Origin of the sequence: Stenotrophomonas sp. PS02301, from assembly GCF_029959485.1 — a bacterium.
GTDB lineage: Bacteria > Pseudomonadota > Gammaproteobacteria > Xanthomonadales > Xanthomonadaceae > Stenotrophomonas > Stenotrophomonas maltophilia_Z.
Genome location: NZ_JASCOO010000056.1, coordinates 13612 through 29257 on the forward strand (window position 1 = coordinate 13612; position 15646 = coordinate 29257).

The following is a 15646-nucleotide window of genomic DNA, read 5'->3' on the forward strand; positions in this document are numbered from 1 at the left end:
ATGCTCCAATGGAATGAGTTTCCACATCCGCAGCCCCGGGGGGATCGGCGATGTCTGGAGGTCGCAGGGAGAGTGGCGGCACCGCGATACCGTATTCGATGCGGGGGCTGACCCTGCGCTTTGTGTTGTTGACCGGCATGGCCATCGGCCTGGTCGGGATTTCCGCGGTGATCCAGGAGCTGCAGGCCGCCTCGACGGCATGGATCATGGGCCAGAGCCACTGGTCGCGCGGCCAGCAGCAGGCCACTCACGCGCTGTCGCGGTACATCGCCTCGGGTGATGCCGTTGACCTGGGCGCGACCCGGCAGGCGCTGCGGGTGCCACTGGGCGACCTCACCGCCCGCCGTGCCCTCGAGCAGGCCGACCCGGACATCGCCGCAGCACGCCAGGGCTTCATTGAAGGCGGCAACGCCCGTGGCGACATCAACCGTTTGATTCTCTCGTATCGCTACCTGCGCGATCAGCCGTATTTCCGCGATGCGGTACGCCTGTGGCGCGACACCGATGACGATCTGCTGCAACTGGTGGCCATCACCGACCGGGTCCAGGCCGGGCATGCCGCCGGCACACTGACACCGGCGGTGCAGCAGGCCCTGCTGCGCCGGGTGCAGGCGCTGGATGTGGGCATGCAGAACCAGGCGCGTGCGTTCTCCAGCGCGTTGCTGCACACCGCGGCGATGGTGCGCATGACGACCTTCATCGTCGGTGGCCTGTCGGTGCTGGCGATCACCCTGGTCGCGGTGCTGCTGGCGCGCCGCGTGCGCAACGACCTGACCGAACAGGAGAGCCGCTTCCGCGCCGCGTTCTACCAGGCCACGGTGGGCATGCTCAAGCTGGATGAGGACGGCGGCATCATGGAGGCCAACCAGGCCATGGCCGATATCCTGGGCCAGCGGCGCGAGGCCCTGCTCAGTCTGTCGCTGGCCGATCTGCTGGTGGAGGGCGAGCTGATCCTGGACGAGCGCGGCCGGATCGACTGGCCGCGCCAGTTGCGCCCGGGCGAGCTGCGCTTCCTGCGCGCTGACGGCAGCCTGATGTGGGGGCGCTGGAGCGGTACCGTGGTGCACACCCGGGCGCGGGCGCCGGCGGTGTTCGCGCTGGTGGAGGATGTTTCGCAGAACCACGCCCTGGCACGCGAGGTGGAGCACCACGCCAGTCACGACCCGCTGACCGGGCTGATCAACCGCCGCGAGATCGAGCGGCTGCTCGAACAGGCGCTGGTGGCGGTACGGGCCGAGGGCGGCACCCACTCGCTGTGCTACATCGATCTGGACTACTTCAAGCTGGTCAACGACGGGCTCGGCCACGCTGCCGGCGATCAGCTGCTGCGCAGCTTCTCCGATTACCTGGTGGGGGCGGTGCGTGATGGCGACTGGGTCGGCCGCCTGGGGGGCGACGAGTTCGCCTTGTTCCTGGCCAATGCCGGGCAGGATGAAGCCAAGCAGGTGCTGCAGCGGGTGGTGCGCACGCTTGGCCAGGTCAGCATCCAGCAGGGCGACGGCGCACCCCGGGTGAGCTGCAGCATCGGGGTGGTTGAGATCAGCCCGGATGCGCCGGATGTCAACTGGTTGATGAGCGCCGCCGATAGTGCCTGCTACGCGGCCAAGGAGGCCGGCCGCAACCGGGTGCACTGCTACAACGAGAGCCGCATGGCACTGGATGAGCGGCGGCGCGAAGCGGAGCGGTTGGCCAATGTCTCCAGCGCGATGGCCGAGAACCGCATGCTGTTGTATGCACAGCGCATCGAGCGGGTCGGCGACCCGGAGTTCCTGCATTACGAAGTGCTGGTGCGCATGCGCAGCCCGGAAGGCGCGCTGCAGGGGCCGGCCGAGTTCATGGGCGCGGTGGAGCGATACGGCATGGGCATGGCACTGGACCGGCATGTGCTGTCCCTGCTGTTCCGGCACCTGCAGGTGTGCCCGAGCCATGTGCAGCAGCTGGGCCTGTGCAACGTCAACGTGTCCGCGCAGTCGATCGCCGAGCCGAGCTTCCTGGCCTTCGTCACCGATCTGCTCGAACGCAACCGCGGCCTGGCGCGCAAGCTGTGCTTTGAAATCACCGAGACCGCGGCGGTCAGCAACTTGGATCAGGCACGCGCCTTCATCGACGCGGTGAAAGCGCGTGGCTGCCGCATGGCGCTGGACGATTTCGGCTCGGGGCTGTCCTCGTTCGGCTACCTGCGGCAACTGCCGGCGGACATGCTCAAGATCGACGGCGTATTCGTGCGCGACATGAACCTGGATCCGGTCAACCGTGCCGCCGTGCGGGCGATCACCGAGGTCGGCCGCGAGCTGCACATGATGGTGGTGGCCGAATGGGTGGAATCGGCGGTGGTCGCCGATCAGCTGGCCCAGATGGGCGTGGAGGGCCTGCAGGGGTATGCGATCGAACGGCCGATTCCGCTGGAGCGGATGACCCAGCTGGCGATACGGCCGGTGGGCGCGGGCCGGCCCTCCGAGGCCTGGCGGGGCGTGCCATGATGCGATAATCGCCGCCGACGGTTGCGGACACGGTGTGCGCGGACGAACACGGGCGGGCAGGGCGCAGGTGTGAGCAACGGGGGCGGGTATTCAATCGGGTGGATGGCGCTTGCGCTGGTGCTGCTGTGGCTGTTGCCCTGGAGCCTGCAGGCCGCGCCGCGCGTGGGGCAGGACTTCCTGTTGCTGGGTGGGGCCACCGATGAGGTGACACCGCAGCGCGCCTGTACGCCGGATGTGCTGGCACGCCACCAGGAAGTGCTGTCGATTCCGGCGCCGGCCGCCGGCTGGTCGGGCAAACCCCAGGCCGTGGATGTGTTCGGCGTGCTCACCGGCGAGGTCCGCATCAGCCACGGCGACCGCGAGATCTGCGGCAGCATGCACGATGCGCGGACCCGTGATTCGCGCTTCCGTGCGGGGGTCGGGCTGGTGGTGGTGCCCGAGGCCGGCGATCACGAACCGATCGTGGTGTCCTGGACCCGCCCGCTGAAGGACCGCTGGGTGCCGACCATCCAGCTCGGCGCCCCCAGCCCGGTGCAGCAGAACGACACCGCCCGGCTGCTGATGCGCGCGGCGTGCATCGCGGTGGCGATCGCGCTGGCGCTGTCGGCGCTGATGGGCTGGGCCACCACCCGCGACCGCTCGTTCCTGGTGTATGTGGGTGCCTGTCTGGTGTTCGTGCTCTGGCAGGCGGTCCTTGGTGGGCTGAGTGGCTATCCCGAGCCGTGGTTGCCGGTGCAGGACCGTGCCTCCTGGTGGCTGATCGCACTCACTGCGTTCAGCCAGGCGCTGCTGCTGCCGATCCTGTGGCGGCTCAATGGCGGCGACCGGCGGTGGCCACGCTCGCGCCCGGCGCAGCACCTCGTGCTCTGGGGGCTGATCGCGCTCGGCCTGAGTGTGCCGCTGTGGGGGCTGACCGGGCTGGGCATCGTGGCGCTCGTACTGGAGTGGAGTTTCCTGGGGGCCTGCACGCTGTGCCTCGGCGCAGGCCTGTGGGGGCTGTGGCAGCGCGATGCGCATGCACTGCCGGGGCTGGCCGCGCTGGCCCCCTGGTGGATCATGATCGGGGCCGATGCGCTGGATGCGCAGTGGCTGGTGGCCTATCGGATCGAAGCGTTGCAGCTGTCGGCGACCTGGTTCCTGATGATGGCCGCCTATGCCCTGAACCTGCGGCTGGGCCGGCTGCGCCGCCAGCGCGATGAAATGCGCCAGCTCGCCGATACCGACATGCTGACCGGCCTGCCCAATCGCCGCGCCGGCCTGCGCCTGCTCGCCGAATACCTGGAACGGGCGCGCCAGGAACCGCACGCACTGGCGATCGGCTTCCTGGATATCGATCTGTTCAAGGACATCAACGATCAGTTCGGCCACGACGTCGGCGATCAGGTGCTGGTCGCGGTGGCGCGCGCGCTGCGCGGTTCGGTGCGCAATCACGACGATGTGATCCGGATGGGCGGTGAAGAATTCCTGGTGCTGCTGCCCGGCGCCGGCCATGCCGCCGCGGTGGCGCGGCTGGAGACGGTGCGCCAGCAGGTGGCGGCCGTCACCCAGGCACTTGGCATTGCCGGCCTGACGGTCTCGGCCAGCATCGGCCTGGCCGTGCTCAAGCCGGGCAGCGACGACCTGGCCGGGCTGCTGCGCCGGGCCGACCACGCCATGTATTGCGCCAAGCGCAACGGTCGCAACCAGATCCATGACGGCGAGCGCACCACGACCGCCGGCGATCCGCTGCCGGCCTGAACCGCCGGCACGCGGAAAAACGCAGCAGCGACCGCCTTTTGCCCGATAATGGGCCGATGACAACCCGACTCAACAAGCATATCGCCGACACCGGCTTCTGTTCCCGGCGCGAAGCCGACCGCCTGATCGGCGAACGCCGCGTCACCGTCAATGGCCATCCGGCCGGTACCGGTGCGGTGGTGGGCGAACAGGACGTGGTGCTGGTCGACGGCCAGCCGCTGCGCGCGCGCGAAGCGAAGAAGGCCGGCGGCCGCAAGCATGTCTATATCGCGCTGAACAAGCCGGTGGGCATCACCTGCACCACCGAAAGTTCGGTCAAGGGCAACATCGTGGAGTTCGTCGGCCACGAACAGCGCATCTTCCCGATCGGCCGCCTGGACAAGGATTCCGAAGGCCTGATCCTGCTGACCAGCAACGGCAACATCGTCAACCAGATCCTGCGCGCCGAGAACGGGCACCAGAAGGAATACATGGTGGCGGTCAACAAGGCCGTCACCGACGAGTTCCTGCGTGGCATGGCCCGCGGCGTGCGCATCCGCGATGAGGTCACGCTGCCGTGCCGGACCAGCAAGCTGGCCAAGTTCGGGTTCCGGATCACGCTGCAGCAGGGCTTGAACCGGCAGATCCGCCTGATGGCGGCCGCGTTCGGCTTCCGGGTCACCCAGCTGCGCCGCGTGCGCATCGACAACATCAAACTCGGTGCGCTCAAGCCGGGGCAGTGGCGCAATCTCACCGATGCCGAGCTCAACGGCCTGCTGCCCAAACAGCTGGACTGGTGATGCTGTGCGTCACGCCGTGACGCCGTACCCGGGCTAGACTGATCCGGCACACGCCACCGCCTGCCACGATGATCAAGCCGTCCAAGCCGGACAACGAAGCACAGCGCCTGCTGGCGCTGCAGCGGTATCAGATCCTGGATACGCCGCGCGAGCGGTCCTTCGATGATCTGGTCACGATCGCCACCGCGCTGTGCGGCACCCACATGGGCGCGGTGACCCTGGTCGACCAGGACCGCCAGTGGTTCAAGGCGCGGCAGCTGCTGGACGCACCCGAAACCACCCGGGACATCTCCTTCTGCGGTCACGCCATCCTGCAGCCGGACCAGGTGATGGTGGTCGAGGATGCGCGAACCGACCCACGCTTTGTCGACAACCCGATCGTGGTCGATGAGCCGCATATCCGTTTTTATGCGGGCGCGCCGCTGCTGAGCAGTGACGGCCTGCCCCTGGGCACGCTGTGCGTGTTCGATGCCGCCCCCGGGCAGCTCAGCCCCGGCCAGCGCAATGCCCTGTCGGCGCTGTCGCGGCAGGTTTCGCTGGTTATGGAGCTGCGCCGGTACGCGCATGAAATACAGCAGCACATGACCGATCGCGCCTGGTACGAGCAGCGTCTGGCCGAGTACAACGAACTGCTGGAACAGCAGAACGCCGATCTGGCCGAACAGAGCCGCACCGATCCGCTCACCGGCCTGCCCAACCGCCGCGCGATGAGTACCGCGCTGGAGGCGGCGGTGGTGGATGCCGAGGGTCACCCGCGCGCGACCGCGGTGGCGCTGCTCGACATCGACCACTTCAAGACCGTCAACGATCTGTACGGTCATGCCACCGGCGATCACGTGCTGGCTGAACTGGCCCGCCTGCTGCGCGCGCATTTCGCCGGGCATGGCCTGGCCGCGCGCTACGGCGGCGAAGAGTTCGTGGTGCTGATGCCCGACACGCCGTTGGCCACGGCAGAGCTGCAGTGCGATTTCCTGCGCATGGCGGTAGCCGATCTGCCGCTGGGCCTGCCGTTGACGATCAGCATCGGGGTGGCCGCGCACCGTCACGGTGATGCGATCGAGCAGACCCTGGCCCGCGCCGATGCGGCGCTGTACCGGGCAAAGGGCGAGGGGCGCAACCGGGTCATCCGCGCCGACTGATGTGCACGGGTCGTATCCGCGGCAGGGACCGGGTGTTGGCGGGTACGCCCGCTCAATCGGCGATGTTGCGTGCCTCGGACGTCGCCATCAGTTCCGGGTGCTGCACCTTCCGGCGGCGGTTGAGCAGCGGGTGCAGGAACACCGCCCCGACGATGATCGCCACGCCGGCATAGAACAGCGGGGTCAGCTCTCGTTGCTCGCTGAGCAGCACCATCGCCAGCAGGATGGCGTAGACCGGCTCAAGATTGGTCACCAGCTGCGACGTGTAGGCGCTGATGTGGCGCAGCGCGACCAGCGCGAGCGCGAACGGCAGCAGCGTGCACAGCCCGGCCAGGGTCAACAGCAGCAGGCCGTCGTGCAGGTCCGGGATCACCCACAGGTCGCTGGCCAGGGCGGGCAGCAGGAAGGGCAGTACCGGCGCCAGCAGGGTCAGGGTGAGCGTGCCCGCACCGAGTTCCAGCGCGGTCACGGTGAGCGGGTCGGCATGGCTGACCAGGCGCTTGTTGAGTGAGCCGAAGATCGCCACCAGCAGCGCCGACAGCGCGCCGATCAGCACGCCCAGGCGCATGCCATCGGGCACGCCGCCCACCACCAGCGCGACGCCCGGCAGGACCAGGATCCCGAAGGCCAGCTCACGGAACTGGAAGGGGCGCTTGGCCACCCAGGGCTCGATCACCGCGGTGAACACCGGCGCCAGCGCGATGCAGGTGGCCGCCACCGAGGCATTGGCCAGCTTGACCGCTCCATAGAACGTGAGCCAGTGCAGCGCGACCAGCGCGCCCACACCGCAGTAGCCGGCCACCAGCCGCGGCGACAGCTGGCGCAGCCCGCGCCACACGCGCGGCACCAGGGCCAGCATCGCCACCACCAGCAACATGCGCCACCACACCAGCGGCAGCGCGGGCAGGGTGATCAGCTTGCCAAGGATGGCGGTGACGCCCCACAGCAGCACACAGAAATGGATTTGCAGCAGGGCTCTGCGGGTATCGGTCATCGGCATCCGCCTATTGTGCGACACGCCGCGCCGCGAAGGATGCTTTCCACGCGATCCAGCGCGGGGGCGTGGCATTCTGCAGCGATGACACGCCTGCCTATCGCCCCTGTCCCCGCCGGACTGCCCCGCACCCTTCGCACCTTGGCCGGCCTCACTGCGGTGATCGCCGTGGCGGCACTGCTGCTGCAGTACACGTTGCTGCTCGACACACCGGGCCTGGGTGCTGCGGACGCGACGCTGCGCTACCTGGGCTACTTCACCATCCTGAGCAACATCGGCGTTGCCGCCGTCTGCCTGGCACTGGCCCGCGGCCGCCGTGACGGGCTGGCCGGCCCGGTCCCACGCGCGGCCGTGGCGCTGTTTATCGGCATCACCGGGTTGATCTACGTGACCCTCCTGGCTCCGTTGTGGGACCCGCAGGGCGCACAGTGGTGGGCCGATACGGGTCTGCATTACGCGGTGCCGGTGCTGTATCTGCTTGGCTGGCTGGCCGGGCCGCATGGCGGCCTGCATAGGCGTGGGTTGCTCAGCGCACTGGCGTTCCCGACGGTCTACCTTGGCTGGGCCCTGCTGGTCGGGCGGCTCAGTGGGCAGTACCCGTATCCCTTCCTGGACCTGCGCGCGCTGGGCATCGCGCTGGTCGCGCGCAATGCGCTGTCCGTGGGGGTGGTATTCGTCGTGTGCGGTGCGCTGCTGTGGTGGCTGGATGGAGCCTTGGCCGCGCGCCGCCGGAACCGGTAACGCATCAGCTGCCGCCGAGCAGCTGCAGCTGATCGCGCAGCGCCATCGCCGCGCCGGGATTGCGCTGTTTGGCCGCACCGATGAACAGCACATACACCTCGCGCGGTGGCTGCGCGGGGAGTTCGGCAGCCAGGTGGGGCAGGTCCGGGTTGTCTTCGCCGCGGGCCCAGCGCATCGCACGCAGGCACCACTGTTCCAGCGCCCGTGCCGGGTAGCCGGCACGCAGGTTCGCGCGTGAGTGCATCAATCGCGCATAGATGAAGTCGGCGGTGGGGTCGGCGAAACTGGGGTACTCATCCGAGCCACTGAACACCAGCGCGGCACCGTGCGCACGGGCAGCGGTCAGCAGCGCCGGCGTCCATGCCGCGGGGTTGCGCACCTCCAGTGCGTGCTGCAGGCGGTGGCCGTCGACCTTGCGCGGCAGCATGCCCAGGAACCGATCGAATTCGGCCGCACCGGCGGGATGGCTGTCGCCGAACTGCCAGATCAGTGGCCCCAGCCGGTCCTCCAGAACGCGGATGCCCTCGATGAAACGTTCGGCACGTTCGCCCACCGTAGTCAGGTCATGGGTCTGGGTGATCGTGCGTGGCGCCTTGGCCGAGAAACGGAAGCCCTCGGGCGTCTGCGCGCGCCACTGGGCATAGATGGCCGGCTTCTGCGCGCGATAGAACGTGCTGTTGATCTCGATGCAGCCCAACTGCTGGCTGGCGTAGGCCAGTTCTTCGCGCTGCGGCAATCCAGCCGGATAGAACGTGCCGGCGCGCCACGCCGGGAAGACCCAGCCACCGATACCCGTGCGGATGGAGCCGGCCGCAGCGCTCATGCGCCGTCCGCGTGGTCGACCCATGGGTCGTAGCTGCCGAACCACCACAGGTAGCCTTCCAGATCGCGGCAGGCATAGCCGCGGCCGCCATAGGGCTGGTCGGCGATGTCCATGACGATCTGCGCGCCGGCGGCAACGGCGCGCGCATGATGCGCATCCGGATCGGCGACGATCACGCAGGCGCTCTGGGTCTGGCGACCGCCGACCTCGTCCGGGTGGACGCTGTAGCGGCCCCACTCACTGTCGTTGTCGACCGAGCCGAGCATGATCATGCCGTGGCCGTAGACCAGCTGGGCGTGGTGAACGGTATCGCCATCGGCGTAGACCGCCTGTTTCTGGAAGCCGAACGCGCGCTGCAGCCAGGCAATGGCGGCGTGCGCATCGCGGTAGCGCAGGCAGGGAATGACGGTGGCGATGGTCTCGGCGGGCGCGGTCATGGCGGGCCTCCTTCTGGCACAGGCGAGCCTGATCCGGGCCGCGTTACCATCGTGCGAAACCGGGGCATCGGCACCCTCGACGCCCCCGCCACACGCAACCGGAGACACTGCTTGAATACATCCTGGATCGGAGGCGCCGTGCTGCTGGCATGCGCACCCTTGGCATCGGCCGCCGTGCCGGCCGAACTGCAGCGGCTGGACGCCACCATCGAACGCGCCCGCAGCGAGTTCGACATCCCCGGCATCGCCGTGGCGGTGGTCAAGGATGGCAAGGTGGTGATGGAGCGCGGCTACGGGGTGCGCGAGCTGGGCAAGCCGGACCCGGTGCAGGCCGATACGCTGTTTGCGATCGCCTCCAATACCAAGGCGTTCACCGCCACCTCGCTGAATCTGCTGGCCGAGCAGGGCAAGCTGAAGATGGACGATCGCGTGATCGATCATCTGCCCGGCTTCCGCATGTCCGATCCGTACGTGACCGGCGAAATGCGCATCCGCGATCTGCTGTCGCACCGCAGTGGCCTCAGCCTGGGCGCGGGCGACCTGCTGTTCTGGCCGACCACCTCCTACAGCAACAAAGAGGTGGTGCAGCGGCTGGGCAAGGTGCCGTTGAAGGCCGGCTTCCGTGATCGCTATGCCTACGACAACATTCTCTACGCGGTCGCCCAGCAGGTGATCGAACAGGTGTCCGGGCAGACCTATGCGGACTTCCTGCAGCAGCACATCTTCACCCCGGTGGGCATGCAAGGCACCCGCTACAACGCCGATCATCTGCAGCCCGGCGACAACGCTGCAGTGGGGCACGCCAAGTATGATTTCAGCCAGCTGCGCACCGTCGCGCCGCTGACCTGGTCCAACAACGCCGGCGCCGGCGGCATCTATTCCAGCGTGCACGACATGGCGCGCTGGATGAACGTGCAGCTGGCCCAGGGCACGCTGGAGAACGGGAAGCCGCTGTTCACCGCCAAGACCCAGCAGGCGATGTGGCAGATGATCACCCCGCAGGTGGTGCCTGAGCCGAGCGTGCCGCAGCTGGCGGCGGCACGGCCGAACTTCGCCGGCTATGGCGAGGGCTGGAGCCTGAGCGATTACCGGGGCCAGAAGCTGGTCTGGCACACCGGCGGCTGGCCCGGGATGGTCTCGCGCGTGACCCTGGTGCCGGCGCAGAAGCTGGGCATCGTGGTGTTGACCAACCAGGAAGTGGGCGCGGCCTTCAACGCGATCACGATGGAAGCGCTGGATGCCTATCTGCAGGCACCGGCCACCGACTGGGTCGCCGCCTATGCGGCCGCCGTGGCCAAGTCGCAGGAGAAGGCGGACGAGGGCTGGGCCAAGCACCTGGCCGCACGCGATGCGACATCCAAGCCGTCGCTGCCGCTGGCACGCTATGCAGGCGGCTACCGCGACGCGTGGTACGGCGACGTATTCGTTGAGCAGCAGGGCGGCAAACTGCGCCTGCGCTTTGGCAAGACCGCGCAGTTGATCGGCACGCTGGAACATTGGCAGCACGATACCTTCCTGGTGCGCTGGGACGACCGGTCACTCAACGCCGATGCGTTCGTGAATTTCAGTCTCGATCCGGACGGCAAGGTCCGCGAGGTCCGCATGCAGGCGGCATCTTCGCTGACCGATTTCAGCTTCGATTTCCAGGACCTGCTGCTGACGCCGATCGCGCCGGAGGCCAAGGGCTGAACCCCGTCGCCGGCGTGTGAGGGAGGTGAGAGTAAAACAGCAGGCCGCGGTGGGATAATCGCGGCCTGTTTTGTTTTCGGTGCACTGCGATGTTCCGCTGGTTCGAATCGCTGATTCCGGTTTTCCCGCCGATCGATGCGCGCATGCCACCGCGCAAGGTGGTGCCGTTCTATATCCACTATCTACGCCCGGTGTGGCCGGTGCTGCTGGCCACGCTGATCGCCGGCCTGCTGTTGGCGCTGGTCGAAGTGGCGATGTTCGATTTCCTTGGCCGCATCGTGGACATGGTCGCCGAGCAGCCCGGCAGCGATTTCTTCGCCCGGCATGCGAATACATTGATGTGGATGGCCGGCATCACCCTGATCGCGCGGCCGCTGCTGGTCTCGCTGCACAGCCTGCTGGTGAACCAGGCGATCGTACCGGGGCTGAGCAACCGCTCGCGCTGGTTGATGCACAACTATGTGGTGCGGCAGAGCCTGAGCTTCTTCCAGAACGATTTCGCCGGCAGCATGGCCAACCGGGTGATGCAGACCGGCACCTCGCTGCGCGAATCGGCCGTGCAGATGGTCGATTCGCTCTGGTACATCATCGTCTACACCGGTACTGCGCTGTACCTGTTCGCGCAGGCGGACTGGCGGCTGATGATCCCGCTGGGGCTGTGGATGGCCGGGTACGCGGTGATCATGTGGTACTTCGTGCCGCGGGCGAAAGAGCGTGCGTGGATCGCCTCCGAAGCGCGCTCCAAAGCGATGGGCCGCATCGTGGATGGTTACACCAACGTGCCCACGCTGAAGCTGTTCGCCCATGGCGGGCGCGAGCAGGCCTACGTGGCCGAGGCGATCGACGAACTGGCCACCAAGCACCGCGGCCAGACCCGGGTCACCACCGGGCTGGAAGTCACCATCGCCATCGTCAACGGCTTCCTGATCGTGGGCACCTGCGGCCTGGCGCTGTGGTTGTGGAACGGCGGCCACATCAGCGTCGGTGCGATCACCCTGGCCACCGGCCTGGTGATCCGCATCCACAACATGTCCGGCTGGATCATGTGGACGATCAACGGCATCTTCGAAGATATCGGCACGGTGCAGGACGGCATCACCACCATCTCCCAGCCGCTGACGGTGCAGGACCGCGCCGATGCCGTGCCGTTGGTGGTCAGCCAGGGCGGCGTGCATTTCGATCACATTCATTTCCATTACGGCAAACGCGGAGGCGTGATCGCCGGCTTGGACCTGCAGGTGAAGCCCGGTGAGAAGATCGGTCTGGTGGGTCCCTCGGGTGCCGGCAAGTCGACCCTGGTCAATGTGCTGCTGCGGCTGTACGACCTGGAAAGCGGGCAGATCCGCATCGATGGGCAGGACATCGCCGGGGTCACCCAGGAAAGCCTGCGCCGGCAGATCGGCGTGGTCACCCAGGACACCTCGCTGCTGCACCGCTCGATCCGCGACAACCTGCTGTACGGGCGTCCGGATGCAACTGAGGAGCAGCTGCATGCCGCGGTGGCCAAGGCACGCGCCTCGGCCTTCATCGATACGCTGGTCGATGGGGAAGGGCGCCGTGGTTACGACGCGCATGTCGGCGAGCGCGGGGTAAAGCTGTCCGGTGGCCAGCGCCAGCGCATCGCGATCGCGCGGGTGCTGCTCAAGGACGCTCCGATCCTGGTACTGGACGAGGCAACCTCTGCACTGGATTCGGAAGTGGAAGCGGCGATCCAGGACAACCTGGATGAATTGATGACCGGCAAGACGGTGATCGCGATCGCGCACCGCTTGTCCACGATCGCGCGCATGGACCGGCTGGTGGTGATGGATCAGGGCCGCATCGTGGAAACCGGCACGCACGCCGAGCTGATCACGGCCGGCGGGTTGTATGCGCGGCTGTGGGCACGGCAGACCGGGGGCTTCGTGGCTGCCGACGCGTAAGTCGCGTCATGCCCGTCCCGCAGAAAAGAAACGGCCCGGGTCACCCCGGGCCGTTTGCCTGTCTGACGAGGAACGAGGCAGTGCTTACTCGATCGGCTGGTCCAGCATCAGCTGGCGCGCGAAGCGCACCGGCGGGGCGCCGTAGGACAGCATCTGGTCGTGGTAGGCCTTCAGGTTGAACTTGGCCCCCTGCTTGTCCTGCACGGCCTTGCGGGTATCGAAGTGTTCCTGCGCGCCGACGAAGTAGGTCGGCAGCTGCGCGGAGGTCAGCTGCGCACGTACCCACTTGCCCGAGGCTTCGCTTTCCTGCTGGAAGGCGTCGTGGGTCATCAGGTGCATCGCCTGCTCACGCGTCCAGTTGTCCACGTGCACGCCCTGGTCCAGGATCGCGTTGGAGATGGTGCGCAGGTAGAACTTCAGCTGCACCAGGTGGAACAGCGGATCGTTGTCCAGATAACCCTGCTCCTGCATCATCCGCTCGGTGTAGACCGCCCAGCCTTCGGCGAACAGGCCCGAACGCAGCACCGCGCGCAGCGTGGAGGGGAACTTGCCCGAGTGCCAGCCTTCCAGGTAATGGCCCGGAGTGCCTTCGTGGATGCTCAGCAGGTGGATCATGCGGCTGTTGTATTCGCGCAGGAACGAATCGACCTGCTTGTCCGTCCAGTCGTCCGGAATCGGCGAGACCGCATAGAAGGTCTTCAGGTTCTTGTCGAGCGGGCCCGGCGAATCGCAGTAGGCCACGGCCACGCCACGCTGGAATTCCGGCATCAGGATGATGTCGACCGGCGAATCGGGCAGGGTCATCAGGTCATGCTTGCGCACGAATTCGGTGGACTGCTCCAGCGCGGCCTTGGCGTCTTCAACGACCTTGTCGCGTGCCGGCTTGTCGGCATAGGCCAGCTCCAGCGCGGCTTCGATCGCGGCCTGCTGCTGCTCGTCGCTCGGGTTGGCCGGCAGCGCCGGGGCGCCGGGCTTGTCCTTGAGCACGGTCTGCGCGATGCCATACATGTCCTGGCGCACGCGCTTGAGCTCGGCACGCGCGCGCTCGCCGATCTCGGCGCGCGAGAGCGAGGAGTTCAGCGCGAACTTCAGCTTCTGGTCGTACAGCTCCGCACCGATGCGGAAGTCCCCCTTGGCGTTGGGCACCAGGGTCTTGTCCAGCCAGGTCTGCTGTTCGTCGACGGCCTTCTTCAGGCCCTCGATCGCAGCCTGCAGGCGCTTCTGGTCTTCGGCCGGCAACTCACCGATGTGCGGGGTGATGAAGGTATCGACGATGCTCAGGATGCCGCGGTTCTGCTTGGCCACGGTTTCGGCATGGATCTTCGGCACGCGGGCCGGGTCCAGGTTCTCGCGGGCCTGGGCGAAGATCTGCGGCAGCTTCTCCATGCGCGCGGTCGCCGACTTCAGGCGGTCGGGCAGCGGCGCGAACTCACGCGCCATCAGGCCGTAGAGCGCGCTGCCGGCCATGCCGTTGTACATCTGCGGGTCCCACTTGGGCGACTGCAGCACTTCCGCAGTCCAGACCTCGGACTGCAGCTGGTTGCGCAGGATCGCCGCGTCCACCTGGTTCTCGCGCGAGAGCTTGCTGACGTCGATCTTGTCCAGATCGCCCAGCAGTGCCTTGTACGCGGTCAGCACTTTCTGCTGGCCGGCCGCGCTCAGGTCGTCTATCTCACTGTCGTAGCGGTGATCGCCGATCTGGGTGGCGCTGATCGGGGACAGCTGCATCCAGGTGTCCAGGGCGCGCTTGGACAGGTCGGCGAAGGCCGTATCGACCGCAGCATCGCCAGCCGGAGTGGCCGCTTCGGTGCCGGTGGTGGGCGTCGGGGAGTCGGCCTGCTGGCAGCCACCAAGGGCGGCGATCAGGGCGAGGGCAAGCAGATGCTGGCGCATCGGTGTTCCTGTACTGGGGACAATCCCCGAGCATAGGGCCGATGGCCCCCGTTGTCCCCGTGCCATTGGATTACCATGCGCCGTGAAGATCGCCGTATTGACTGGAGTTGAACTGTGACTGGATGGACAGGACGGGCCCGCGCCGGGCTGGCAGGGATGCTGTTGTTGGGCCTGGTGGCCTGTGGCCGCAGCGCGCCGAACTACGCCGCCGACGCGGCCGCCGGGGCCGTGGCATCTCCCGAGGGCGCGTTCCTCGCGTATGAACACGACATCCGCATCCAGCTGGATGCCAAGCGCATCAGTGAGCGGGTCAAGGCCGTGTCCGCGGCCTGCCAGAGCAACCGGTTCGGTGATTGCGCGGTGCTGCAGGTGGGCGAGGAAGGCGGTGAAACCCGCTCCGGCTCCATCCGCGTGCGCATCGCGCCCAAGGGCGTCGAGCCGATCATCGCGCTGGCCGGTGAAGGCGGCGATGTGGCCTCGCGCAATACCCATGCCGAAGATCTGGCCCAGCAGGTGGCCGACACCGCACTGACCCAGACCCGGCTGCAGAAAGAGCATGCGCAGCTGCAGGCCTATCAGCAGCGCAGTGACATGAAGGTGGCCGACCTGTTGGCGGTCTCGCAGCGCATGGCGGAAATCGAGGCCGGGCTGGAGCAGGCCAACAAGGAGGCTGCGCAGCAGCGTCGCCGGATCGATACACAGCTGGTCACCCTGCACTTCGAAGGTCCGGCGGGGCAGCGCAGCCGCAGCGACATCGGCAAGGCGTTCAGTGAGTTCGGATCGATCTTCACCACCAGCATCGCGTTCGTGATCCGCGCGGTGGCGGCACTGCTGCCGGTCGGCGCGGTGGCGTGGGCGGTCGGTGCCGTGGGCCTGGCGCTGTGGCGCCGCCGCAAACGTCGCAAGGCCGCGGCGGCCGCGCGCTGACCATGCCGGTCGTGGCGCGCGCGAAAGCGCGGCCCGCCGGGTGGCTCAGCCGCGGTGTCTTTTTAACAACTACGCGCCCCCCGCG

Annotated in this window: 12 protein-coding genes; 8 read left to right on the top strand and 4 right to left on the bottom strand. The window is 67.5% G+C overall.

Features of this window, described 5'->3' with window-relative positions; genetic code table 11:
• Positions 1-50 precede the first annotated feature (50 nt).
• From QMX81_RS13795 to QMX81_RS13810, 4 genes are all read left to right on the top strand, one after another.
• Positions 51-2480, top strand: a complete 2430-nt coding sequence (locus QMX81_RS13795) for an EAL domain-containing protein (RefSeq protein ID WP_282262303.1) — start codon at positions 51-53, stop codon at positions 2478-2480.
• Positions 2481-2582: 102 nt separating this feature from the next.
• Positions 2583-4217 carry a diguanylate cyclase gene (locus QMX81_RS13800; RefSeq protein ID WP_121041425.1) on the top strand — a complete coding sequence of 545 codons (1635 nt, stop codon included), beginning with the start codon at positions 2583-2585 and terminating at the stop codon, positions 4215-4217.
• 56 nt (positions 4218-4273) lie between these two features.
• Positions 4274-4996, top strand: coding sequence for a pseudouridine synthase (locus QMX81_RS13805; protein ID WP_121041427.1), 723 nt, complete (start codon positions 4274-4276; stop codon positions 4994-4996).
• A 68-nt stretch (positions 4997-5064) separates the two neighbouring features.
• Positions 5065-6135: a sensor domain-containing diguanylate cyclase gene (locus QMX81_RS13810; protein ID WP_282262304.1), complete on the top strand. Its 1071-nt coding sequence runs from the start codon at positions 5065-5067 to the stop codon at positions 6133-6135.
• 52 nt (positions 6136-6187) lie between these two features.
• On the opposite strand, the gene QMX81_RS13815 is transcribed toward QMX81_RS13810, so the two are convergent.
• Positions 6188-7135, bottom strand: a complete 948-nt coding sequence (locus tag QMX81_RS13815; RefSeq protein WP_121041431.1) for a DMT family transporter — start codon at positions 7133-7135, stop codon at positions 6188-6190.
• 78 nt (positions 7136-7213) lie between these two features.
• On the opposite strand from QMX81_RS13815, the gene QMX81_RS13820 reads away from it, so the two are divergent.
• Entirely contained in the window at positions 7214-7870 is a 657-nt protein-coding gene (locus tag QMX81_RS13820) for a Pr6Pr family membrane protein (RefSeq protein ID WP_121041433.1), read from the top strand.
• A gap of 4 nt (positions 7871-7874) precedes the next feature.
• Here QMX81_RS13820 and QMX81_RS13825 read toward each other — a convergent pair whose 3' ends face one another.
• Together QMX81_RS13825 and QMX81_RS13830 are read right to left on the bottom strand one after the other, a co-directional pair.
• On the bottom strand, positions 7875-8693 hold the full coding sequence (locus tag QMX81_RS13825; RefSeq protein ID WP_152151714.1) for a DUF72 domain-containing protein: 819 nt from the start codon (positions 8691-8693) through the stop codon (positions 7875-7877).
• Positions 8690-9130, bottom strand: coding sequence for a VOC family protein (locus QMX81_RS13830; RefSeq protein ID WP_152151727.1), 441 nt, complete (start codon positions 9128-9130; stop codon positions 8690-8692). Before QMX81_RS13830 ends, QMX81_RS13825 begins: the two co-directional genes overlap by 4 nt.
• A gap of 111 nt (positions 9131-9241) precedes the next feature.
• Here QMX81_RS13830 and QMX81_RS13835 point away from each other — a divergent pair, with 111 nt between their 5' ends.
• Positions 9242-10819, top strand: coding sequence for a serine hydrolase (locus QMX81_RS13835; RefSeq protein ID WP_282262307.1), 1578 nt, complete (start codon positions 9242-9244; stop codon positions 10817-10819).
• Between the two features lie 89 nt (positions 10820-10908).
• Entirely contained in the window at positions 10909-12741 is a 1833-nt protein-coding gene (gene smrA, locus QMX81_RS13840) for a multidrug efflux ABC transporter SmrA (protein ID WP_121041442.1), read from the top strand.
• Between the two features lie 84 nt (positions 12742-12825).
• Here smrA and QMX81_RS13845 read toward each other — a convergent pair whose 3' ends face one another.
• Entirely contained in the window at positions 12826-14634 is a 1809-nt protein-coding gene (locus QMX81_RS13845; protein WP_123728742.1) for a DUF885 domain-containing protein, read from the bottom strand.
• A gap of 156 nt (positions 14635-14790) precedes the next feature.
• On the opposite strand from QMX81_RS13845, the gene QMX81_RS13850 reads away from it, so the two are divergent.
• Positions 14791-15561, top strand: coding sequence for a DUF4349 domain-containing protein (locus QMX81_RS13850; protein WP_282262313.1), 771 nt, complete (start codon positions 14791-14793; stop codon positions 15559-15561).
• Positions 15562-15646 lie beyond the last annotated feature (85 nt).

Coding starts and splice junctions, on each gene's coding strand:
- QMX81_RS13820 (WP_121041433.1), top strand. CDS start 7,214: ATGACACGCCTGCCTATCGCCCCTGTCCCCGCCGGACTGCCCCGCACC.
- QMX81_RS13815 (WP_121041431.1), bottom strand. CDS start 7,135: ATGCCGATGACCGATACCCGCAGAGCCCTGCTGCAAATCCATTTCTGT.
- QMX81_RS13795 (WP_282262303.1), top strand. CDS start 51: ATGTCTGGAGGTCGCAGGGAGAGTGGCGGCACCGCGATACCGTATTCG.
- QMX81_RS13845 (WP_123728742.1), bottom strand. CDS start 14,634: ATGCGCCAGCATCTGCTTGCCCTCGCCCTGATCGCCGCCCTTGGTGGC.
- QMX81_RS13810 (WP_282262304.1), top strand. CDS start 5,065: ATGATCAAGCCGTCCAAGCCGGACAACGAAGCACAGCGCCTGCTGGCG.
- QMX81_RS13825 (WP_152151714.1), bottom strand. CDS start 8,693: ATGAGCGCTGCGGCCGGCTCCATCCGCACGGGTATCGGTGGCTGGGTC.
- QMX81_RS13850 (WP_282262313.1), top strand. CDS start 14,791: ATGCTGTTGTTGGGCCTGGTGGCCTGTGGCCGCAGCGCGCCGAACTAC.
- smrA (WP_121041442.1), top strand. CDS start 10,909: ATGTTCCGCTGGTTCGAATCGCTGATTCCGGTTTTCCCGCCGATCGAT.
- QMX81_RS13830 (WP_152151727.1), bottom strand. CDS start 9,130: ATGACCGCGCCCGCCGAGACCATCGCCACCGTCATTCCCTGCCTGCGC.
- QMX81_RS13805 (WP_121041427.1), top strand. CDS start 4,274: ATGACAACCCGACTCAACAAGCATATCGCCGACACCGGCTTCTGTTCC.
- QMX81_RS13800 (WP_121041425.1), top strand. CDS start 2,583: ATGGCGCTTGCGCTGGTGCTGCTGTGGCTGTTGCCCTGGAGCCTGCAG.